The following is a 21,132-nucleotide window of genomic DNA, read 5'->3' as shown; positions in this document are numbered from 1 at the left end:
CCGGGCTTGTCGGTTTGTGGTGGTGTGGCGGCTACCGACTCTGGCTGACTTCTGCCTGCAGGAGGACCAAAGCATCCACTTCGAGCGCTCGTGCGATCTGTTCAATAACCTTCAGTGTTGGATTGCGCCTGCCTCGTTCCAACTCACCAAGGTAGCTGTAGGACAGACCAACATCGTGAGCGAGCGCTTCTAAGGTGATCCCCTTAGAGACCCGCCGCTCACGCACGTTTCGTCCAAATACGACGGCTAACCCCATCGGGTTAAGACAACCAGCTAGGCGGCCAGAGCCAGTTACTATAGTAACCAGGCGGTCTGTGATTTAGCTTTTAGCCGAATGCTTCAAAAGGTTGGCGCCACGCCGACGGCCTAGCTTTCAAACAGGGTGGCAACGTCTATGCCCAGGCCTCTTGCCAAGGCCTCCACGACATCGAGAGTTGGGTTACGAAGTCCCCGCTCGATCTCTCCGACATAGCTGTAGGAAAGCTCGCTCTGGTGGGCCAGAACCTCGATGGTCATCCGTCTGGCTTTCCGGCTGCGGCGGACATTCAGCCCAAATTTCTCCCGCAGCTCCATCGCCACAGGCGGCTGGAAATCGGCAAACTCCGCCAGTCACTATAGTAACCATTCAACCCATCCGATAGGATTCAGCCGAAGGCCATTTGATTTGTTATTGGGCGGAGGTAGCCGTGTCGGATGTGAAGCCCGTCGGAGTGTCCGTTAGTTCAGGTTCGCGTCGTCACGCTCGGCTTGAGGGGTTTTACCGCCGCTACTCACCTTGGCTTGTCGCGCGACTTCGTCGCCGGTTCGGCACGGACACTGAGGATCTGGTCCAGGAAATCTGGCTACGAATGGCAGCGATCGAAGCGGATCTGGACATCCGTTACCCTCGGGCGTTCCTGTTGAAGGTCGCCTTCAACATTGGTCTCAGCGGTGATCGGCAAAGTCGGCGGCGGCGCCAGATCCTCGACAACTCCGTTCCGCTGGGAACAACGGCCCAAGAACCCGCGCAGAACGCCGTGGTGCAGATTCAGGAGATCGTCCTCGCCTTGCCACAACCCCTCCGGGATGTCTTTGTGTTATCCAGATTTGGCGGTCTGACGAACAACCAGATCGCCGAGCAACTGGGCATCAGTCCGAAGACCGTCGAATGGCGCATGACCAAGGCCTTGGCTCAATGCGCCGCCGAGCTTCGGCGCTAGGAATGGGGCGCATCATGGGCAACCCGACGGCACGGGTTGAAATTGCGGATCGCGAAGCGGCCGAATGGCACGAGCGCCTTGGCGCGCCCAGCGTCACGACAGAGACGATCCGGGAGTTTTTCGACTGGCGGAAATCTCCGGCCAACGCGGACGCGTATCGTCGGGTCGAGCTGATCTGGACGGAAAGCCGGAAGCTGGCAGGCACGCCCGCAATCGAGGACGCGCTCAACGACGCCATGTCGCGACGTCTTCCCAAATCATCTGAACGTCGGGCACCGGGGATCCTATTGGGCGCCGCCGCCGTCGGGGCGGCAGCGGTGCTTGTTTTCGGCGGATGGACGTGGTGGCAGGGGCGATCCACCTTCACGACCGGCGTGGGCGAGCAATGGGTCGTACAGTTGGCGGACGGTTCGTCTGTTCGCCTCGACACAGATTCCCGGATGAGGGTCAGGTTCAGCGACGGCCAGCGTCTCGTCGATCTTGAACGCGGACAGGCGATGTTCTCCGTGGCCCATGACGCCCAACGACCATTTGTTGTTGCGGCGGGCGACGCGCGCGTGACGGCCATAGGGACGGTGTTCGACGTCCAGCGGCAAGGAGACGGCGTCAGCGTCACTCTGGTGAGCGGCGCGGTGGATGTGACCCGTTTGTCCGGTCCGGAAAGGCCGTTACGACTTGCGGCGGGCCAAGAGGCGCGAGTGACCCCGGCCGGCACAGCCAGCCGCTCGGTTGATGTGCCCACGGCCACCAGTTGGACCGAGGGGCGCATCGTGTTCCGAGACACGCCGATGAACGAAGCGGTTGCCGAGGTGAACCGGTACCTCACCGCAAAGGTTGTTCTGGAAGCGAAAGATCTCGCGACCGTGCCAGTCAACGGCGTGTTCAAGACGGGGGATCGTGACGCCTTTGTCGCAGCGGCCTCGGGCGTTTTCGGTCTGGAGCCGTCGGCCGGGCCGAACGGCTCGATCCGATTGTCGGAACGCGGAAAATAAATCCGTCGAGGCTCCGGGGTCGCCCGGGGCCTCGATCACCTCCTCTTCGACGTCGCGTGGCGTCGAGGGGAGCCCTGAATATGAGACGCTTGAGTCTATTGTCCTGCAGCGCGATCGTCGCCTGCGCCGTATCCATCAGCGCGACGGCCTGCGCCCAGGACGCGCGCCAGTTCACCATTCCGGCGGGTTCGCTGCGGGATGGACTGAATCTTTTTGCGACCCAGGCCGACCAGCAGATTCTTTTCGCCGGGGACTTGGTCGCGGGCCGGACGACGCCGGGGCTGGTGGGACGATTTGCGCCACGGGATGCGCTGGATCGGCTGCTGGCGGGATCAGGAATCGTCTGGTCGCAAGGACGGCCGGGCGTCATTTTCTTGCGCCGTGGTGAAGTCCTTGCCAACGCCGAGGCCGTGACGGCGCTTGACGATGTCGTTGTCACCGGAACCCTGTTGAGGGGGTCGGGGAATCTGGCGTCCCCGGTTGTGACCCTGAACCGCGACGACCTCGATCGCCGCGCCGCCGCCACGGTGGCTGAGGCGCTCATCTCCCTGCCGCAAAACTACGCTGGCACGTCTACGCCGATCAGCCAGGCCGCTCTGTCCGATGCTGGCGGATCCAACAATGTTTTCGCGACCGGCATCAATCTGCGTGGCCTCGGGGCAGCGTCCACGCTGGTTCTCGTCAACGGCCGTCGCCTGGCGGGTACCGGGTCGCGGGCCGAGTTTGCAGACATCTCCGCCCTGCCGTCCGCCGCCGTGGAGCGTGTGGACGTGCTGTTGGACGGGGCTTCGGCCTTGTATGGCGCGGACGCGGTCGCCGGAGTGGTCAATGTGATCATGCGCCGGGCATTCGACGGGCAGGAGTCCCGTTTCCGAGCCTCCGCTGCGAAAGGCGGCGCCGAGGAGATACAGCTCTCGCATCTGGCTGGCCGAAGCTGGTCCTCCGGCGCGGCCTATCTGTCCTACGAATATCAAACCGGAAACGCATTCAGCACTTCTGACCGCCCTTACACACGAGACGGTGACCTACGTCCCTTCGGCGGCACCGACCATCGGGGCTTCTACAGCGCCCCCGGCAATATCGTCGCGGTCAATCCGGCGACGTCGACGTTCGGGGTCCAGTACGCCATCCGACCGAATGCCAGCGGATCCGCGCAGGGTCCGGCGGATTTCGCGGCCGGTCAGACCAACCTGCAGTCCGGCCTCCTGGGGGTAGACCTACTGCCGGAAGTCCAGCGCCACAGCGCCTATGGGCGGGTCAGTCAGTCTTTCGGCGGCCGGCTCGAGGTGACGGGCGACGTGCGCTACAGCTACCGCACGACGGACCTGAACACCGCTCCGTCGGCGGGGATATTCACAGTCACGCGCGCCAATCCATGGTTCGTCTCACCGATGGGCGCCGCGTCCCATCAGGTCGCCTATTCCTTCGTCCGCGACATCGGTCCCGCACGCAGCCATACGCAGTCCGAAAGCCTCGGCGTAACGCTTGGAGCACGCTTCGATCTCTCGGCGGACTGGTCGGTCGAGGGCTACTTCGCTGAGGCAACCGAGCGCGCAGATTTCGGCAACAGCAATCGGGTCAACACCCGATATCTGGCCGAGGCGCTCGGCACGATTCCAGACGACCCGAACACGGCGTATCGGGCCGCGGTGGATGGATATTTCAATTTCTTCGGAGGCGGGACCGTCAACAGCTCCGCCGTGCTTGATTTCATCGGCAGCGGCTATGGCGAAGTCCATAATCGAAGCCGCACGCGCTCGGCCAACCTCCTTGTCCAGGGGCCGATGATGCGCCTTCCGGGCGGCGATCTGTCGATCGCCCTCGGCGCACAGGTTCGCGACGAGACCTTCGACACCCGGGGCGCGACCTTCCTGTCCGGGGCCGCTCCCTTGTCATTCTCAAGCCCGACAGCCGAGCGTTCGATCGCGGCGATCTTTGCAGAGACCCGCATCCCGATTGTGGGTCCCGATAACGCCAGGCCCGGGATCCGTCGCCTTGACCTGTCGATAGCGGGCCGACTCGAGGACTACGAAGATTTCGGGACAACCACGAATCCCAAGATCGGGCTGGTCTGGTCGCCGGCAGAGGCCTGGGTCGTGCGATCGTCCTGGGGGACCTCCTTCCGCGCGGGGGCTCTGTCCCAGCTGTTCGATGCGCCCGGGGTGTCTCCAACCTTTCTTAACCGGGCGGGCGGGGTTCAAACCTTGATCCTCATGGTTTACGGCGGCAACGCGGACCTGAGACCTGAAACCTCCGAGACCCTCACCGCCGGCTTCGACTATCGGCCGAGAGGCGGGCCTTCGTTCAGTTTCAACTACTTCGATACCCGGTTTGAAGACCGGATCGCCCAGCCTGTGAACGCGAACTTCAGCGGCGCCTTGATCGATCCGACTTTGAGCCCGTTCGTGACCTTTGTTGATCCGGTGAATCGGCCGGCCGACCGCGCACTCATCGAATCGTATGCCGCGGTTCCCGGCTTCTCCACTTCGTTCCCCGTCACCGCCTACGGCGCCATAGTCGACACCCGTTGGGTCAACACAGGCGCTGTTCGGGTCAACGGCTTGGATGTCACCGGTCGCCATGAGTGGTCTGTGGGCGACGGCCGATTGGTGCTCGACGCCAACGCCTCCTGGATCCTGGACTACGAAAACCGGACAACTCCAACCGCGCCGGCCGAAAAGGTCGCTGGTCTCATCGGTTATCCGTCAGAGTTGCGCGCGCGAACCGGGCTGACCTGGTTCCAGGGCGATCTCGAGGTGGGCGGCTACTGGAACCACGTCGCGGACTATAAGGACCGCCTTGGCGCACAAATCGACGCCTGGAACACAATCGACACCCGCTTCGCGTGGTCGCCAAACCGGCAGGGCGGCTTGCAGATCCAGTTGGCCGTCCAGAACCTCTTGGACCAGGACCCGCCCTTCTACAATGCGGCGACAGGTCTGGGCTTCGACCCAGGCCAGGCCAGCCCACTGGGCCGGGTGGTATCGCTCCAGCTCACGCGTCGTTGGTGAGTTCGAACCGTGCGGAGATTTATTCAACGCCTCGCCGGCGCGATGATGGCGGTTGCCTGGCTTGCAACAGGCGCCATGGCCAGCTCTGGGGATCCAGATCGCAGGCTGACGGTGGAAGACCTGCTCGGACTGGAGGCATTCGGACGCGCAGACATCTCGCCGGACGGCCGTTGGGCGGTCTACGAGAAACGCGCCGGCTACAACACCATGACGGAGGTCCGCCTTGGCGGGCGGTCGACCTGGACGATCATGGACCTTTGGCTCGCGGACCTGAAGGAGCCCGCCACGCCACCGCGACGCCTTCTTCCCGCTGAAGGACTTGGACTGCAACGCATCGCCTGGTCCCCTGACAGCAAACGCCTTCTTGTTACCCGCCTGCGCGGCCAGACCTTCGAGTACGGGGTCGTCACGATATCGGACGGAGCCGTGACTTGGACAGGGTTGACGCCCGATCTTCCGCTGAATGGCGCAGGGGCGTTCTGGGCGTCCAACGCCGTCCTCGTCTTCGTCGTTCGGCCGGATGGCAGCCTGCCATTGGTATTGGGCTATGACGGTGCCGCGACGACGCGGCGAGCCGAAGCCTGGGAGCGGACAGCGGGGGCCCATGAGCCTTCGCGAACCGTGATTGAAGCCCACGGAGGCGTGGTGTCCACGGAGACGCCGGAGCCGATCCAGCGCTTGGTCCGGTACGACACCGTGACGGGCGAGGCCAAGATACTCTTGGAGGCCCGTATCGGTGACTTCGCCCTATCGCCTGACGGGACAAAGGCCGTCGTGATCAGGCGTGCCGAGCAAATGCCGTTGGGTCGTCCGGAGCTTCTGCATATGGAGGATGACCGCCGGCACCGGGTGGCGATCATCGATCTTGAAAGCGGACGAGTGGTGGCGTCCCCCGACGATCTGGACGTCGCCTTCCATCTCCTCAGGTGGTCTCCCGATTCCCGGGGCGTACTGGTGTGGGCCCGCCGGGATGGCGAACGCTGGACCGAGGGCCGGCTGGGCCGGGTCTCGGTCGATGGCGTGGACTGGTTCGTGCGAGACAAGCTGGATGTCGGCACGTCCGCCGAGGTGGCGCTCAACGGCGTCAAGGCGGACTGGATCGGCGCATCGCCCGTTGTCTACGCCAAGGATGATGAAACCGGACGCCGCGATTGGTATCTGCTGTCGCCAGACGGGCCGCCTCGGGCCTTGACGGAAGAGCTGGCCACGGCGCCGACGCGTATTGCGGCCGCCGGGCCTGACGTCCTCTATGCGTTCGCGGACGGCGCCTATTGGGCGCTGACAGGCTCGGGCGTGCGAAGGCTCATGGAGACGGGGCCCAGCGTCCGCGAGGCGCTTGTGTTCGATCCGATCCTCGGCCGCCGACTGAAGGGCAATGAGGCGCCACGGCGGAACTGGTCACCCGCGATCGCAGCAGATGGCGAGAGCCTTATCGTGGGCGAGAATGGCGCGACCTCCTTCGGGGGTGTGGCAAGTAAGGATGACAGGGTCGTCGCCGTGTCCGCCGAAGGGCTCCTTATGCTGCGGTCTGAGGGCTTATCGGAGACCCTGATCCGGAGAAGCCTCGCTCCCACCCGGAACCTCGACAGTATCAATCAAAGTCTTTCGGATGTCGTTCTGACCGAGGCTCAGCCGATCGTACATCTGGATATCAACGGGCGACAGACCACCAGCTGGCTATTCCTGCCCAGGGGTGCGGCCCGTGACATCCGGGGTGTGATCGTCAAGGTCTATCCCGGCTGGGCCGACAACCTCGCCCGCGTCGATCCGTTGGCCATGACCTACAGCACTCGACCCGAGGTGTTCGTTTCCGCAGGCTATGCTGTTTTGAGTCCATCGATCCCGGGCGACCTTTCAGTACGGGATCGCGGGGACGCCTACGTCCGGAGCGCCGACCTCGCCGTCGATGCCGCGCGTGTTGCTTTCCCCGAGGCTCCCTTCGACCGCATGGTTCTGTGGGGTCATAGCTTCGGCGGCTATGCGACATTGGAGATCGCCACCCGTTCGGATCGCTACCGGTCTTACATCGCCTCCGCCGGATACAGCGACATGCCGGGTGTATGGGGCGAGTTTGACAGCCAGGGGCGGATCCAGCCGGAAAACGGCATTTTCTTTCGCTTCAACCAAGGCTGGACGGAGTTCGGACAGGGCGGATTGGCTGCCCCCCCGTGGGGCGATCCGGACCTCTATGTGTCCTCAAGTCCGTTCCTGCGCGCCGACCGTATCAAGAGGCCAATTCTGTTCCTGACCGCTGATATGGACTTCGCGCCCATGAGCCAATCGGAGCGGATGTTCAGCGCTGTTTTGAGGAACGGTGGCGACGCCCGGATGGTGACCTACTGGGGCGAGAAACATGTGATCTGGAGCCCCGCCAACATTCGGGACTACTACGCGCAGATCTTCGACTGGCTCGACCGAACCCTTTCAGACCCGGACCGGTTCACGCTGCACGCCCCAGGCGATCTTCCCAAAGACGTGTCCATCCCTCCAGCGCCGCGATCCCCAGGATGACAGAATGCTGGCCACGCCAGATCAGCGCTTCCGGTGTCAGTTCGGTCTCTGCGGTCGCGCGATCGATTAGACCCAAGGCGGCGAGGCGGCCATTGATCAGCCAGGGCCTGAGAATGTCCAGATTGTCGACGATCAAGCGCCCATAAATCCGGGTCATCTCTCCCTTGGATCGCCGGTTGACGATGGTGTCCGGAAGCCCCTCTCTGAAGGCTTGCCGCGCCAGTCCGCGATCTCGTCCTCCCGCCGTCAACAACGCGGTGGGAAGGGCGAGGCAGGCCTCCACCACAGGTTGGCTGCAAAGCGGATGTCGGACATCGACGGCTCGGGAGAGGACAGACGGCCCATGGTGTGACACGCTGTCGGCGACCCCGGCGATGTGAAAGGCCTTACTGGGCCCAAAGACGTCGAGATCCTGAAGCCAGGGATGGCCGACGAAAGGCTCGGTGAGCGGGGATAGGATTGGGTGAGCTCTGCGCGGCGGCGTTTGGCCTGCTGCCGAGTATCGCACCGCCGTCCGGATCATCGACCAGATCGAAATCTCGTTGCCCGCCGCGAGTTCTGCGAGGTCCGGATGTCCAAGTGCTCGCCAGCCCCGAGACTTCCACAGATCCGTAAAGACATCGGTGGTGGCCGCCTGGAAGAGGATGCTGTCGCCCCCCTTGCCGGTCATCAGAGCGCTTGCGCCACCATCGACGACGTGGCGCGCCCAAGCGACATCTTGGGGATGATCGAGCCCGTTCAGTCCCGGACGGAAATCTCCGGCTATCGCCGCGAGCCAGTCCGGTGTCATCCTTCCGGTCACGTGCGGAACCGAAAGAGGCTTGAAGCCGAGCGACTGGCCCAGAATGGCGACGTAGGCGCGCTCATCGGACTCCGGCGTGGAGCCGTAGGCGTTGACCCAGAGCCGTTGACCGTCAGGCTTCTGTCGCGCGAGACTCGAGGCGATGATGCTGGAATCCAGCCCTCCCGAGACTTCGGCGGCCAAGGCGCCGGGCAGGCTTGCGAATCCAGACACGGCCTCATCGATCGACGAGCGGATAGCTTCCATGGCCGAGTGCTGATCGGGTGGAGTCCAGAGGCTACGGCGAGCGATGTCAGCTGGAGTCCACACGGCCAGGGCCTGCCGCTCAAGCGGGAGCGGTTGAACAGTCCCCGGCTCGAGCGCGGTGGGGCCGTCAATGAGAAGCGCGCCCGTCCCCGTAACGACGGCGTGAAGCTCCTGAGCCAGTCGAGCGCTGTTGATGCGCCACGCAGGACGTAGCGCTTTGATCAACCACTCGAAGGCCGTCGAGGCGACGATGGTCAGCCCCTTTTCGGGCCAGGCCACGCATTCCAGAGCGCCGGAAGGGTCGCGAAGGAGAGCGGATAGCTGATCTCCAGCGCCGAAGAGAACGCCAACATAGCGGCCCCAGAACCTTGCCATTAACTTCCGTTCGTACCCCCAGGGATCGTCGGGATGCGCATAGGGAATGACGGGTGAGCGACGATCGAAAACGTCCCCGATAAGCGTCCAGCCACCGACCCGGACCGGCGTGGCGGGCGACGAACTGGGGACCGCGAGCCAGGCGCGTGGGTTGAGTGCAGAGACTACAAGTCCTTGCGCTGATGCCTTCTTGGCAAGGTCTTCAGACAGCGCTTGGGAAGGGAGGTCATCGGCAGCGCGGCAAACGAGCAGAAACTCTCTCACGGTCAGGCCCGCAGGATCGGTGCGTACCGTCGCACGCGTTCAAGACGATCGCCGACAACAAGGTCGCCGATCTGCAGCCAGCAATGAGCGCTGAAGGGCCAGGTCCGGACGCCGAAAATCCAGTCTGCTGCCACGCCTCTTGATGCGAGGTAGCACCGGAGCTGAAATGAACGCTGCAGACATTCGCCCTCGAACGGTATCCAGGGCCGCACTCGCCGGGCGGCTCCCGCCAAATCCGCGAGCCACGCTTCGTCCTGTTCCTCCGCCCGACCGCGCAGCGCCTTATGGTAGTCCACAAGGACGGATATCGGCTTGCCCCGGAAGATGAGGGTCGCGACGATCCAGGCGAAGGCGGCGCGAACCATCTCGGAGCGAGGCGGGCGCGACGCTGGCGTGATTTCACGGGTCGGAGGGACAATGGGCCTGCGTACCGGGTTTGGGGCAAGGTCGCCGGCCAGCCCGGCGGTGCGCAACTCGTCCATGATCGAGACGTCCGCAAGCCCGATCCGTCCGTCTGCTTCTGGCTGGAGGAGTGGTGCAGCGCCCAGCAGGCACTCGTAGCGATCGCCCGCCACATCGAGGACGACCACATCTTCGTCCACCACGGTCAAATAGATGTTGGGATGACACCAGAGGTCAGCTGTCATGGCGTTTGCAACAGGGCTTCTTGGTTGTTCAAGCGGGGCGGTGACCGTCAAGGCGGCGGCTAGCGGACGACCGCGTGTATGCGGTCGTCCGCCGTACGCTCAGCCCTCGGTCGGGCGAAGGCCGTTCTTGATGCCGGCCTCCTCGAACACGGTGCCCAGCCCGTCACGGGTGAGGGCCTTGGCGCTGCCGAAGCGGACGAGGCGCAGTTTGGTCGTCTTCATCTCAGTCTCCTTTGGTTGATCGCCACGGATGTGGCGCAACCAGTGAGCGCGCAGATCAGCCGGCTGCAAAGCTATATCTGGAGTATATTTGAAAGGGTTCGGGTTGGCGGGTTCGCTGTTTCGGTCCTCTTTGCCGGCGGCCCGACGCGTTCCGCACGATCGTCGCGGAGGTCCGACTGCTGAAGGCCACATTTGACGTCAGACGCAGACCGGCGGCTTCGGCCCGATGCTGGAGACCCCGCTATTTTGGTTTTGGAGCCCTGCTTGGCGGGATCGTTTCCGATGCGCCCACGTCGCGCCGGCCTCGTTTGTGGTGACGAGGCGTGGGCTTCGAGCAATCCGATGGAGACAAGCGGACGACCGCCTGTTGTAGCCGTCGTCCGCCCTTCGCTCAGCCCTCGGTCGGATATTGACCGTTCTTGACGCCGGCTTCCTCGAAGATATTGCCCATGCCGTCGCGGGTCAGGGCCTTGGCGCTGCCGAAGCGAACGATGCGCAGTTTGGTCGTCTTCATTCCAGTCTCTCCTTGGTTGATCGCCACGGATGTGGCTCGCCAAAGGAGCGCTAGGATCGGTCAGCGGCAAAGCTATATCTGGAGTATATTTGAGCTCAACGCCCTGGTTTGGGTCGCTTGGCGCGCAGATTGGCCGAGCCTTTCTCGATCCAATCCCGGGCCGGATCTCCTTCGCGCAGCGCCTTGGCGAGCTCCTCGAACATTCGCACGATGGCGGCGATGATGGTCCGGCTGTCGAGGTTGCGGATGTCATCGCCAAGAAGGTGGTCGAACTGTTCGAGCCCGATGGTGTAGATGGAGCCCATCTGGTTCTCTGCGCACCGTCTGGCGTGCTCAGGCGATCCAATCGCCACCGCCATCAGGATCGCTTGGGCGTCGCTTTGCGTCGCGGCGGCGAAGCGGTGGATGTAGTCGAGGTTGAGACGGGTTTCTCCGGCCTCAAAGCGGGCATAGGTCCGGATGGCGATCCGCATGGCCGCAGCCGTCTCGGCTTTGGTCATCTTGCGGTAGCGGCGCAAGGATTTGAGAGTCGCCGAAAGCAGCGCGCCATCGTCTGGAAGTTCCGGGTCGTCTCGACTCATCCGCGCATACCCTTCCGTTTTCCGAAGTAGAATCAGTCCGGCTTCTGATCAACGATCACGTGTGTGGCTGGGAAAGAAAACAGGACAATCGGCCACAAAGCGGCATGTTTTGCGGCGGGTTCTGACCGAGGGTCGGACGATTTGCGACCGAGCCGGATCGGTTGGGGCTGCAACTCATTGGCGAGGCGTTGGCAGGCGCCATAGTAGGCGTTTGCCCTCGGAGGCCGCCTTAATGCGCAAGCATGATCCATTCACCCTAGCTCTGGAGAGCCTGCGCGCCCGGGCCGAACAGGGCTCCTTTACCCCGGGCGCTCCGGTGGTGATCATCGAGGAGGCGCGCCGTCTGAAACTGTCCGCGACGCCGGTTCGTGAGGCCCTCGGCTGGCTCTGCGGGTTCGGCCTCATCGAACGCGCGCCTTTGGGAGGATTTCTGGCTCCCCGACTTGACGCTGCTCTTGTCCGCGACAGGTTCGCTTTCCGCCTTCTCTGCCTCACGACCAGCCTGAGAGGCGGTGATCCGGCGTCGCGGTCGGTCGTGCGCGGCGGTGGACAGAGGACATGCCGCAGCCTTTCCGATCACATGCTCAGGGCGGTTAGAACCACAGGCAATGCGGCCTTGGTGGACGCTTATGAACGGATGAATAGCACGCTGTTGCAACTGGCCGAGGCGGAACGTCGGCTGTTCGAGGATTTCGACCATGAGGCGGCCGCGCTGGTGGGTCTGTTCAAACGGTCGTCGGGAACAGATTTGGTCGACGCCTTGACCGCCTATCACCACCGTCGAATGGACGCCGCTCCTTCGCTGATCCTCGAAGCTGAGGCTGGCCGGGATGTCCGGCCTCCGGACTCCTGAGGTGTGGGCCAAGCTGACAGGATTGGGGCTCGGCCTCGCCGTGGGCGCCCAGGCCGCGACGGAGATGTTCGCCTGGACGTACCAGTGGGCCGACGCTCTGGGACCGGCATGGCGCATCGCCCCCGACCTTGCCCTCTATCCGCCCTGGGCCATCTTGCAATGGCGGTCTGCCTTCGGCGCCGAGGCGCAGGCCGTCGTGTCGCGGTGCGCACCGTTGATCCTGGTCTGCGGCGTTGGAGGGCTGGGGTTGGGGACGCTTGCGGGCGACAGGCCCCATCGACGGATCCGGGGCTGGGGAGAGCTCAAAGACGCCAAAGGTGCCGGGCTTACGGCCATCGGCGGATGCATCATCGGCGTTCTCGGACGACGTGTTCTCGCAACCACCGACCTCCGTCCCAGTCTCGTGACCGGCGGCACCCGGTCGGGCAAGGGGCGCGGCCACGTCATGCCGACGCTGCTGTCATGGAACGCCAGCGTCCTCGTGCATGATCCCAAGCGCGAGCTCTGGCGATTGAGCAGTGGCTGGCGGGCCCGGTTCAGTCATGCCCTGTATTTCGATCCGCACGACCTGGCCTCGGCGTGCTGGAACCCTCTTGCTGAAATCCTGCCAGGACCTGGAGAGCTCGCCCACGTTCAACGCCTGGTCTCGATCCTGTCCGATCCCGGCGGCGCCCGTGACGACGAGGCGATCTGGGACAAGGCGGCGTCGGAAATCCTCGAGGCCGTGATCCTGCATGTCCTCTACACCGCCGACGACGCCGAAAAGACCCTGCTCAAGGTCCGCGAAATGCTCGCCGACCTCGACAGCGCCGCCGACGTCATGACCAAGACTTTGCACCGTCCGGGTCCAAGCGGCGAACCGGAGACCCATCCGTTCATCGCCACGGCGGTCAAGGGCTATGCGGCGATGCACGACCGCTTCCGGACTTCGGTCCAGGGGACGGCCCGGTCCTACCTCAAATGGCTCGCAGGCGAGGACATCGAGCGTTCGCTGTCCCGATCGGATTTTTCCATGGGGGATCTGATGTGCGCCGAAGCGCCCCTGTCTCTCTACGTTCAGGTCGCGCCGGCTGACAGCGCAGCGCTGAGGCCCTTGGTGCGTCTATTCTTCTACGCCGCAGCCCAGTCCCTGACGGTTCGGGAGACCGAAGCCGCCGATGGGCGGCCCAAGCGCCATAACCTTCTCATGCTGATGGATGAGTTCCCGTTGCTCGGCCGAGTTAGTTTTTTCGAGAAGTCCCTCCGCCTGCTCAGCGGCTACGGGGTCAAGGTGATGTTCGTCGCCCAGTCTCTTAACGACATCGTCGAGACCTACGGCGCCAACAACACCATTCTCGACAACCTCCATATCTACACGGCCTTCAGCGCGCTCGATCCTCTGACCCAGGACAAGGTATCGAAGCTGACGGGGTCCGTGCTGGAGACCCGGACAAGCCGCAGTTCGCCGGCAGGGCTGGCGGCTGGCCGCAGCTCGATGTCTCGGTCGCAGATCGAGCGGCCGCTGCTGGAGCCGGGCGAGATCCGCGCCCTTCCGGACGACATCCAGTTGGTGTTCGCCGCCGGCACTAGACCGCTGCGGACGACCAAGCTCCTCTATGACGTCCGCGAACCGTTTAGGACGCGGGCGCACGACGTCGCGCCCGATCAGGCCGCGCGGCTGGATGCGCCGCCCGGAACTCCGCACCCGTGGGCCGGTCGCAGCAGTCTGGGCGAGGACGCAGAGGCGTCGCTGCCGCTGTTTAAGGAAGTGGCCGCAGCGATGGACGACAAGAAGGTCGCAGCGCGGGTGGCCGATATCTACGGGCGGGTGGCGCAGGAGATGGCCGCGCAGGATGCGGCGCTCGATCATTTGCGAGGTCTAGGCGATGGCTAGGAAAGAAGCGGCGAGCGCCCGTGTGCAGGTTTATCTGACCGATCCCAAGGTCGTGTCTGGTCTCAACCGGGAGGCCCGTAGCGGCAAGATGCCGCTCAGTCAGGCGGCGGGTCGGGCCATCGCCCGCGGTCTGCAGAAGAGCCCCCAGGCCGATCCCGAGGATCGCCTGCTGCAGCTCGAACGGTCCCTTCGCGACCATATGCGATCCACGGCCCGCGACATGCAGATCGTTCAGGAGCTATTGATCGAGGTGGCCAGAGCCTTCTTTGTCCGGCTCCCCGACGCGATCGTCGACGAGGACCCCACGGTTCAGGCAGCCGTCGATCGGCGGATCGAACGCCTTCTGGACGCCACGGCGGCGCGCATCGTGGCCGGCCGGACCGAGCGCCCTCTTCCTGACGAAGACCGTTCGTTCGGCCAGACCAACTGATGGTCGCCCATCCCATCATCGCTGAACGCAAGCTCGAGGCGCTGCGCCATGCATTGGGCGACACCATTCTGGCGGCCCTGGTCGAGCCGGCGGTCGTCGAGATCCTCGTTAATCCCGATGGCCGTCTGATCCTCGACCGCAGCGGCGAAGGGCGTCGGGATACAGGCGCGACCCTGTCGGCCGAGTCGCGGGAGCGGGTCATTCGTCTGATCGCGGACTATGTCGGCGAGACCGTTACGCGCGACGATCCCCGACTCGCTGGAGTCCTGCCCGGGACGGGGGAACGGTTTCAGGGGATGCTGCCGCCAGTCACGAGCGCACCTGCATTCTCCATCCGCAAACGGTCCTCGGTGATCTGGAGTCTGGAAGACTATGTCCGCGACGGAGCCATGACCCACCAACAGGCAGCCGTATTGCGTGGCGCTGCTGAGCAGCGACTCAACATCCTCATCTCGGGAGGCACCGGATCTGGTAAGACCACGCTCGCCAACGCCGTGCTCGCTGAGCCGGCCTTCGCCCAGGATCGGGTCTTCCTCGTCGAGGATACGCCAGAGCTTCAGTGTTCGGCCTGGGACACCGTGTCGGTGCTGACCCGCCGTCAGCCAATCCCGATCGGCGTGGTCGATCTGGTCAGGGATGCGCTCCGGATGCGACCCGATCGGATCGTCGTCGGCGAAATGCGGGACGGGGCGGCTGCCCTGGAGACGCTCAAGAGCTGGAACACGGGCCATCCCGGAGGACTTTCGACCCTCCACGCCAATTCGGCCGACGATGTCTTGCGTCGTGTCGAGGACCTGATCGCTGAGGTTTCCTCGCGCACGCGCCGTCGAGCGATCGCTCAGGCCGTCGATCGGATTGTCCACATCCGTCGTACCGCCTCCGGACGGCAGGTCCAGGCCGTACTCGGTGTCGAGCCTTTGGGCGACGACGGCTACGCGATCAGTGTCCTGGCCTGATTTTAGTCGAGCTCGAAACTACAAAGTCTGAATTTTGTTGCGCACTGGGAAGGTCGGCTTTCGGGAAGTCACGTCTGAAAACGGCACTCGCGCGGCTCCAACTAGGTCGTGCTACGACCTTGTCCCGCAGCAAGAAGATGACCGCACGTAGCTCAAATCTTCCAAAATTACGCAATCAGGTCCGGGGCCGCCGACACAGGCCGCGTCGCAGTCGGTCACGAGCTTGGCGAGATCGGCTTCCAGCGCTTTGAGCTCCGAGAGCTTAGTCTGGACGACCTCCAGATTCCGTTGCGCCAGATCGCGGGCGTCGAGGCAGGAGCGGTCGCCGTTCTCAAGCAGATCGACCAGGCTGCGAACCTGATCGATGGGAAAGCCCAGCTCGCGGCAGCGACGGATGAAGGTCAGTCGTTTAAGGTCCGTATCGCCATAGGTGCGGTGGCCGCCGTCGCGACGATCGGCGCGGCGCACCAAGCCGATCTCTTCGTAATAGCGGATCGTCGGCGGGTTGGTCCCGCTGCGCTTGGCGAGAGCTCCGATAGAGAGAGCACGGTCCATGTCGTCATCCGGAAAATAGGGCTTGAAGCTAAAGTTACTTGAAGTCCTACAAGGCGTCCAATGGAACGGTGCATCGGACCCGTTCAGGACCGTGAGACATGGCAGCCAAGGACGTTCCGATCGCCTGCGCTCTGGGCGCCGGCGACTATCAAGAGAGAGTTCGGTGGATCGCCGATCTCAACCAGCGCAGCCTTCGGGATCATCACCGGGACGACCTGACGCTGCGCATCGACTATGAGGCCGGCGCGCTTGCCGATGTCGAGGAACACGTTCGTCAGGAAGCCGCCTGCTGCGCCTTCCTGACCTTCCAGGTCGAACGACACCGAGACTACGTCCATCTCACCGTCACGGCGCCGGAAGAGGCCCGCCTCGCCGCCGACTCCCTATTCGAAGACTTTATCGCCTCGGGTTCGTCGACCCGGGCCCAAACCTGTGGATGCTGCTGATCATGACGTCTCTCAATACAGGCGCGCCGTTATCCGCCGAGCCCGCCAAGGGCGACACGAACCAGAAGGTGGTCGGGGTCGGCTCCATCGTCGCGACCACGGGCGCCGTTCTCGGCTGCGCCGCCTGCTGCGTCGTGCCGCTGGCCTTCCCGGTGCTGGCCCTGGGCGCCTCCGGCGCGATCCTCGCCTGGTTCGCGGGCGCTCATATGTGGATCACCGGCGTTGCCTTCATGATCGTCCTGGCCGCCTGGGGCTGGCTGGCGTGGCGGACGTTCCGCCGCGGTCATCCGCTGGCGCGCTCGACCGCGATCATGATGACGCTTTCGACCCTCATGCTCGCCTTGGCCCTCGTTTGGCCCCGGATCGAGTCCGCGCTGATGGCGATGGTGCGATGACCCTCGAAGCGACGCCGAAGAAGAAGATCAGGCCCTTGTGGATCGTCCTCGGCATGGCGGGCGCCTGCGCGGCCTGCTGCGCCGTGCCGATCGTGATGCTGCTCATGGGCGGCGCGACCCTGGCCGCCACGGGCGTCGCCTTGAGCCAGAGCTGGGACGCTGTCGCCTGCGGGGCGCTGATGCTGATCGTTCTGGGTGCCGCCCTTGTATTGATGCGGCGGAAAAGCCCGGCGGCATCCTGCAGCGTGGACGGGTCCTGCGGTTGCACAGAAAAGACCTGAGCATCGCGGGAGTGACTTGGCTGTGAATGCGCCAACGCCTAAACATTTGCGAATGATAACCGCTCTTAAGAACCGTCTCCGCGCCTTGGCTTTGGGGTTACTCGCTCTCGGCCTGGTTGGAGCGGCTCCGACGACCGCGTCCGCCCAAGAAGCGGCGTCTTCACAGACGGCATGGCGTCTTCTCGACTATCTCGCGGTGGACTACAGCGGAGCGGTCCAGAACGGCCAGGTCATAAGCCCGCCCGAATACGCGGAGATGAACGAGTTCGCGGCTCAGGTGCGCGAACGGATCACAGCCCTCCCGGTCCATGCGGCTCAGCCGGGGCTGGTCAGCAAGGCCCGGGCGCTTGAAGCGGCGATCACCGCCAAGCAAGATCCCACTGTCGTGGCCGGTCAGGCGCATGCCCTGGCAGCCGAGCTGCTTGTCGCCTATCCCACGCCCCTGGCGCCCATCCGGACGCCGGATCTTCCCCGTGGGGCGGCGCTCTACGCGCAAAACTGCGCCGCCTGTCACGGCGCGACGGGCGGCGGCGACGGGCCTTTGGCGGCCGATCTCGACCCGCCGGCCATCGCCTTTGCAGACGTCGATCGGGCGCGTCAGCGCAGTGCGTTCGGCCTGTATCAGGTTATCAATCAGGGTCTGGACGGCACGGCGATGGCGAGCTTCGCCCACCTGTCGACCGACGAGCAATGGGATCTGGCCTTCTACGTCGGGCGCTTCGCTTTTACTGAGGAACAGGCCGCGGCCGGCGAAAAGCTCTGGAACGAGGATGCGGCGGTCCGCGCCCGCTTCCCTGACCGGGGTCGTTTGCGGGAGAGGGCGAAATCCTACGCTAAGGCTTTGGCCAACGATATTCTCCGGTAAGATTGATGTGTTCCCAGGGGATAGGAGAAGTCGCTTGATATCTAGTATGACGTCTGTCGCACCTGCTTGATCGCGGCCGCGATAGCTAGATCGCGTTGCTCCTCTTCTCCATCCGCGTTCCAAGCTGCGGAAAGGCACCCATAAGCGTACGCCTGGTCGAGCAGGCGACGCGGATCGACGTCCAGCGCACGAGAGAATGCGTCCGCCATCTGTGCAATGCGTCTAGGATCGAGACAAAGGTCGTCTCTGTCAGCCGGATCGTAGAACATATTGGCGGCGCCAAAGCCCACTTCACCGACCAGACCGACGGGATCTATCACCAGCCAGCCGCGACTGGAGAACATGATGTTTTCATGATGCAGATCGCCATGTAGCCCACGCAGTTCCGAGGCATTGCTCATCATTTGATCGGCTATAATCGCCGCGTGGACGTAGTCAGTTTGACAACCTGCGTTTTGATCATCGCGCGCCCGCTGAAACAAAGCTGCAAAGCGATCCCGGATCGGGAGAAGGGCAGAAGGCAGGGGTTCCTCAGATGCGGCATACAGCTTCGCCATTAGTTCCGCTGCAATTTCGGTCGCCTGGTAGTCGCCGTGCTCGGCAACGATGTGAGAGAGCATTCGCTCCCCGGCATATTCGAGCAACATCAGATTGTTCTCACGACCGAGCAACCGGACTGCTCCCCTCCCATTGCGCCATACCAGATAGTCGGCCCCGCGCAGTTCATCAGCAATGTCTTCTATAGGTTTCAATCCCTTGACGATTGCAGGAGTCCCGTCTGGCAATGAAACTTTCCAAACGAGGCTGGAAAAGGTGTCCGCAATGAGAACAGGTTGCGAAACGTGCCAATGAGCAGGAAAAACAGGCGGCATGAACATCAACCCCAAGTCAGAGGGTCCAATCGCAGATAGAAGGCAAGGCGTTCGCGGTCGGGGGCTTCGATCCCCAATACATTGAATAGGACAGCGAAGGCGCGCTCTGCTTCATCTGGCGCTGCCCAGTTCTCTTCGGCGTTAGCAATCATGAGTGCCAAATCGGCATAGCGATCTGCTGTTCCGAGCCGCCCAAGGTCGATCAGACCCGTGCATTGAAGAGTTTTAGGGTCCACCATGAAGTTCGGCATGCAGGGATCACCATGGCAAACAACCATATCGGTGCGCTCTTGGTCGAGCCGCACCGGTAGCTCTCGTTCGACACGAGCCAAAAGATCGAGCTGCGGCGTACTCTTGTCCTCGTCCGGTAAGAAGTCGGGATTGACGGCATTGCGGGACACCACATCAACGGCGCGTCCGAACATTCGCGACAGCCTGCGCTCAAACGGACATTGATCAACCGATAGGCTGTGAACAGCGCCAAGTTGCTGCCCCATTGACGGCCACGCTTTGAGCAAATCCGCTCCAGACAGATCAGCCGCCGGTACTCCCGGAATTGCCGTTATCACCAAGCATGCACCCTCCTGTTCCTCCTGCCAGTTGATCACCTCGGGGCAAGCCACACCTCGACCTTTGAGCCAAATGAGGCGGTCACGCTCTCCAGCGAGCTCACCGCGGCGGGAAGCAGGTGCGATTTTCGCGAAGGCATGCCCGTCACCACGTCGAAAAACAAAATCACCAGATTCTCCGCCTCTGACAGGCAACCAGTCAGAATGCGATTCACCAAAAAAAATATTAGTTCGATTCAATGGAGGTTCCTTCAGTTTTCTGATGAAGCGCGGAGGTGGATCAACCTGCGAAAAGAAACGAGTTGCTACGTAAGTCCGAGAACATGCTTTCCATGGTCTCTGAGCTCGCCTTTGGGACCGACATATCGGTAGAGAGTGACGCGCTCGATGCCGAGTTCCTTGCAGAGATCGGAAACTGAAGTATCGCGCTGGGCCATGGCGGCTTGCGCGAGACGCACCTGAGCTTTGGTGAGCGCGAATTTTCGTCCGCCCTTGCGACCGCGCGCTCTCGCGGAGGCGAGACCCGCCATGGTGCGCTCTCGGATCAGATCCCGCTCGAACTCGGCCAAGGTGGCGAAGATTCCGAACACCATGCGACCGGACGCAGTCGTGGTGTCGATCTGAGCGCCCTTTCCAGTCAGAACCCGCAGGCCGATCTTGCGGTCTGACAGCTCCTTCACCGTGTTGACCAGATGGGCAAGCGATCGTCCGAGGCGATCGAGCTTCCAGACCACCAGCACATCGCCGTCACGCAATGACTTGAGGCAGGCAGTCAAGCCGGCTCTGTTGCAAACTGATCCGATTTTCGGTGATCTGTCTTGCCGAGAGTGAGGGTGGCGCGATGTCAGGGTTCAAAGGGCGGCATTTTGAGGGTGAGATCGTGCTTTGGGCGGTGCGATGGTACTGCCGGTATGGCATCAGCTACCGGGATCTTGAGCAGATGATGGGCGAACGTGGCGTGAATGTTGACCATTCCACGATCTACCGCTGGGTTCAGAGATACGCCCCGGAGATCGAGAAGCGGCTGCGCTGGCAATGGCGCCGCCCTGCCTCGACGAGTTGGCGGGTCGATGAGACCTATATCAAGGTTCGTGGTGCCTGGACGTATCTGTATCGCGCGGTCGACAAGGACGGGAACACGATCGATTTTTATCTCTCGCCAACGCGGAATACGAAGGCTGCGAAGCGTTTCCTGGGCAAGGCGCTGGGCGGGTTGAAGGACTGGGAGAAACCCGAGATCATCAATACCGATAAGGCGCCGACCTACACCGCCGCCATTGCTGAACTGAAAGCGGAAGGCAAATGTCCCAAGGATACCCAGCATCGCCAGGTGAAGTATCTGAACAACGTCGTTGAGGCTGACCATGGCAAGCTGAAGCAGCTGATCCGGCCGGTGCGGGGTTTCAAGACACTGAAGACGGCGTATGCGACGATCAAAGGCTTCGAGGTGATGCGGGCCCTGCGCAAGGGACAGGCAGCTGCCTTCAATCTCACCCGCGACATTTGCGGCGAGGCGCGGCTGGTCGAGCGTGCCTTCGGCCTCGGCGCTTGCGCCCTCACCGAAGCCATTCAACTCATCGGCAAACGGATGGAACTTGAAGCAGCCTAATGGGCACCGCTCGAACAGCCATGAGACGAACTGCGCCCGTCATCACAGTTTGCAACAGAGCCGT

24 protein-coding genes are annotated in these 21,132 nt (G+C 63.1%); 13 read left to right on the top strand and 11 right to left on the bottom strand.

Translation table 11 applies throughout. The annotated features are described in order from the left end of the window. Window positions 1-31: 31 nt before the first annotated feature. On the bottom strand, window positions 32-256 hold the full coding sequence (locus tag Q9R14_RS12390; RefSeq protein WP_293826542.1) for a helix-turn-helix domain-containing protein: 225 nt from the start codon (window positions 254-256) through the stop codon (window positions 32-34). 110 nt (window positions 257-366) lie between these two features. After that, entirely contained in the window at window positions 367-573 is a 207-nt protein-coding gene (locus tag Q9R14_RS12385) for a helix-turn-helix domain-containing protein (protein ID WP_293826608.1), read from the bottom strand. Between the two features lie 113 nt (window positions 574-686). Between Q9R14_RS12385 and Q9R14_RS12380 the strand changes: the two genes are divergently transcribed. From Q9R14_RS12380 to Q9R14_RS12365, 4 genes are all read left to right on the top strand, one after another. Continuing rightward, window positions 687-1,199, top strand: a complete 513-nt coding sequence (locus Q9R14_RS12380) for an RNA polymerase sigma factor (protein WP_366098828.1) — start codon at window positions 687-689, stop codon at window positions 1,197-1,199. A 2-nt stretch (window positions 1,200-1,201) separates the two neighbouring features. Next, window positions 1,202-2,191 (top strand): FecR domain-containing protein, encoded by a 990-nt coding sequence (locus Q9R14_RS12375; protein WP_293826539.1) that lies wholly within the window; start codon window positions 1,202-1,204, stop codon window positions 2,189-2,191. Window positions 2,192-2,271: 80 nt separating this feature from the next. After that, on the top strand, window positions 2,272-5,202 hold the full coding sequence (locus tag Q9R14_RS12370; protein ID WP_306002583.1) for a TonB-dependent receptor: 2,931 nt from the start codon (window positions 2,272-2,274) through the stop codon (window positions 5,200-5,202). Window positions 5,203-5,247: 45 nt separating this feature from the next. Further along, a complete protein-coding gene (locus Q9R14_RS12365; RefSeq protein ID WP_306002582.1) occupies window positions 5,248-7,713 on the top strand; it encodes a prolyl oligopeptidase family serine peptidase in 2,466 nt (821 codons plus the stop codon). Here the strand turns inward: Q9R14_RS12365 and Q9R14_RS12360 are convergent. The 5 genes from Q9R14_RS12360 to Q9R14_RS12340 all read right to left on the bottom strand — a co-directional run bounded on the left by Q9R14_RS12360 (window position 7,643) and on the right by Q9R14_RS12340 (window position 11,364). Then, window positions 7,643-9,400, bottom strand: coding sequence for an asparagine synthase C-terminal domain-containing protein (locus Q9R14_RS12360; RefSeq protein ID WP_293827539.1), 1,758 nt, complete (start codon window positions 9,398-9,400; stop codon window positions 7,643-7,645). The genes Q9R14_RS12365 and Q9R14_RS12360 overlap by 71 nt on opposite strands. Before the next feature lie 2 nt (window positions 9,401-9,402). Next, window positions 9,403-10,098 (bottom strand): lasso peptide biosynthesis B2 protein, encoded by a 696-nt coding sequence (locus Q9R14_RS12355; RefSeq protein ID WP_293827541.1) that lies wholly within the window; start codon window positions 10,096-10,098, stop codon window positions 9,403-9,405. A 48-nt stretch (window positions 10,099-10,146) separates the two neighbouring features. Continuing rightward, window positions 10,147-10,269 (bottom strand): hypothetical protein, encoded by a 123-nt coding sequence (locus Q9R14_RS12350; RefSeq protein WP_258522574.1) that lies wholly within the window; start codon window positions 10,267-10,269, stop codon window positions 10,147-10,149. A gap of 391 nt (window positions 10,270-10,660) precedes the next feature. Continuing rightward, entirely contained in the window at window positions 10,661-10,783 is a 123-nt protein-coding gene (locus tag Q9R14_RS12345) for a hypothetical protein (protein WP_258522575.1), read from the bottom strand. 95 nt (window positions 10,784-10,878) lie between these two features. After that, window positions 10,879-11,364, bottom strand: a complete 486-nt coding sequence (locus tag Q9R14_RS12340; RefSeq protein WP_293827546.1) for a helix-turn-helix transcriptional regulator — start codon at window positions 11,362-11,364, stop codon at window positions 10,879-10,881. A gap of 211 nt (window positions 11,365-11,575) precedes the next feature. Between Q9R14_RS12340 and Q9R14_RS12335 the strand changes: the two genes are divergently transcribed. Genes Q9R14_RS12335 through trbB form a run of 4 tightly spaced genes read left to right on the top strand, consistent with a single transcriptional unit; the run spans window position 11,576 to window position 15,476 of the window. Further along, on the top strand, window positions 11,576-12,217 hold the full coding sequence (locus Q9R14_RS12335; RefSeq protein ID WP_306002580.1) for a GntR family transcriptional regulator: 642 nt from the start codon (window positions 11,576-11,578) through the stop codon (window positions 12,215-12,217). After that, window positions 12,195-14,090 carry a type IV secretory system conjugative DNA transfer family protein gene (locus Q9R14_RS12330; RefSeq protein ID WP_306002579.1) on the top strand — a complete coding sequence of 632 codons (1,896 nt, stop codon included), beginning with the start codon at window positions 12,195-12,197 and terminating at the stop codon, window positions 14,088-14,090. Before Q9R14_RS12335 ends, Q9R14_RS12330 begins: the two co-directional genes overlap by 23 nt. After that, window positions 14,083-14,520: a hypothetical protein gene (locus Q9R14_RS12325; RefSeq protein ID WP_112863216.1), complete on the top strand. Its 438-nt coding sequence runs from the start codon at window positions 14,083-14,085 to the stop codon at window positions 14,518-14,520. The genes Q9R14_RS12330 and Q9R14_RS12325 overlap by 8 nt, the downstream gene beginning before the upstream one ends. Next, a complete protein-coding gene (gene trbB / locus Q9R14_RS12320) occupies window positions 14,520-15,476 on the top strand; it encodes a P-type conjugative transfer ATPase TrbB (protein ID WP_293827555.1) in 957 nt (318 codons plus the stop codon). The genes Q9R14_RS12325 and trbB overlap by 1 nt, the downstream gene beginning before the upstream one ends. 111 nt (window positions 15,477-15,587) lie before the next feature. Here the strand turns inward: trbB and Q9R14_RS12315 are convergent, their stop codons facing one another. Then, window positions 15,588-16,031 (bottom strand): helix-turn-helix domain-containing protein, encoded by a 444-nt coding sequence (locus Q9R14_RS12315; RefSeq protein WP_293827556.1) that lies wholly within the window; start codon window positions 16,029-16,031, stop codon window positions 15,588-15,590. A gap of 98 nt (window positions 16,032-16,129) precedes the next feature. Here Q9R14_RS12315 and Q9R14_RS12310 point away from each other — a divergent pair, with 98 nt between their 5' ends. From Q9R14_RS12310 to Q9R14_RS12295, 4 genes are read left to right on the top strand one after another with little or no spacing between them, the layout of a single operon-like run. After that, window positions 16,130-16,477: a hypothetical protein gene (locus Q9R14_RS12310; protein WP_306002578.1), complete on the top strand. Its 348-nt coding sequence runs from the start codon at window positions 16,130-16,132 to the stop codon at window positions 16,475-16,477. Between the two features lie 2 nt (window positions 16,478-16,479). Continuing rightward, the gene (locus tag Q9R14_RS12305) at window positions 16,480-16,872 is read left to right on the top strand and encodes a hypothetical protein (RefSeq protein WP_293827561.1); all 393 of its coding nucleotides are present in this window, start codon (window positions 16,480-16,482) and stop codon (window positions 16,870-16,872) included. Next, complete coding sequence (locus Q9R14_RS12300; protein ID WP_293827563.1) at window positions 16,869-17,153, top strand: hypothetical protein; 285 nt, start codon at window positions 16,869-16,871, stop codon at window positions 17,151-17,153. Before Q9R14_RS12305 ends, Q9R14_RS12300 begins: the two co-directional genes overlap by 4 nt. A 52-nt stretch (window positions 17,154-17,205) precedes the next feature. Beyond that, entirely contained in the window at window positions 17,206-18,018 is an 813-nt protein-coding gene (locus Q9R14_RS12295) for a cytochrome c (RefSeq protein WP_306002577.1), read from the top strand. Window positions 18,019-18,059: 41 nt separating this feature from the next. Here the strand turns inward: Q9R14_RS12295 and Q9R14_RS12290 are convergent, their stop codons facing one another. The 3 genes from Q9R14_RS12290 to Q9R14_RS12280 all read right to left on the bottom strand — a co-directional run bounded on the left by Q9R14_RS12290 (window position 18,060) and on the right by Q9R14_RS12280 (window position 20,307). Beyond that, a complete protein-coding gene (locus Q9R14_RS12290; RefSeq protein WP_000480968.1) occupies window positions 18,060-18,896 on the bottom strand; it encodes an aminoglycoside O-phosphotransferase APH(6)-Id in 837 nt (278 codons plus the stop codon). After that, window positions 18,896-19,699, bottom strand: coding sequence for an aminoglycoside O-phosphotransferase APH(3'')-Ib (aph(3'')-Ib, locus tag Q9R14_RS12285; RefSeq protein WP_001082319.1), 804 nt, complete (start codon window positions 19,697-19,699; stop codon window positions 18,896-18,898). Before aph(3'')-Ib ends, Q9R14_RS12290 begins: the two co-directional genes overlap by 1 nt. Before the next feature lie 65 nt (window positions 19,700-19,764). After that, on the bottom strand, window positions 19,765-20,307 hold the full coding sequence (locus Q9R14_RS12280; protein ID WP_371929789.1) for a recombinase family protein: 543 nt from the start codon (window positions 20,305-20,307) through the stop codon (window positions 19,765-19,767). Here Q9R14_RS12280 and Q9R14_RS12275 point away from each other — a divergent pair. Continuing rightward, complete coding sequence (locus Q9R14_RS12275; protein ID WP_066521070.1) at window positions 20,301-21,068, top strand: IS6 family transposase; 768 nt, start codon at window positions 20,301-20,303, stop codon at window positions 21,066-21,068. The two genes, Q9R14_RS12280 and Q9R14_RS12275, sit on opposite strands and share 7 nt — an antisense overlap. The last annotated feature ends 64 nt before the right edge of the window (window positions 21,069-21,132 follow it).

Origin of the sequence: Brevundimonas sp. C43, from assembly GCF_030732185.1 — a bacterium.
Classification (GTDB): domain Bacteria; phylum Pseudomonadota; class Alphaproteobacteria; order Caulobacterales; family Caulobacteraceae; genus Brevundimonas; species Brevundimonas diminuta_C.
This window is presented reverse-complemented; position numbering and strand designations above follow the sequence as displayed.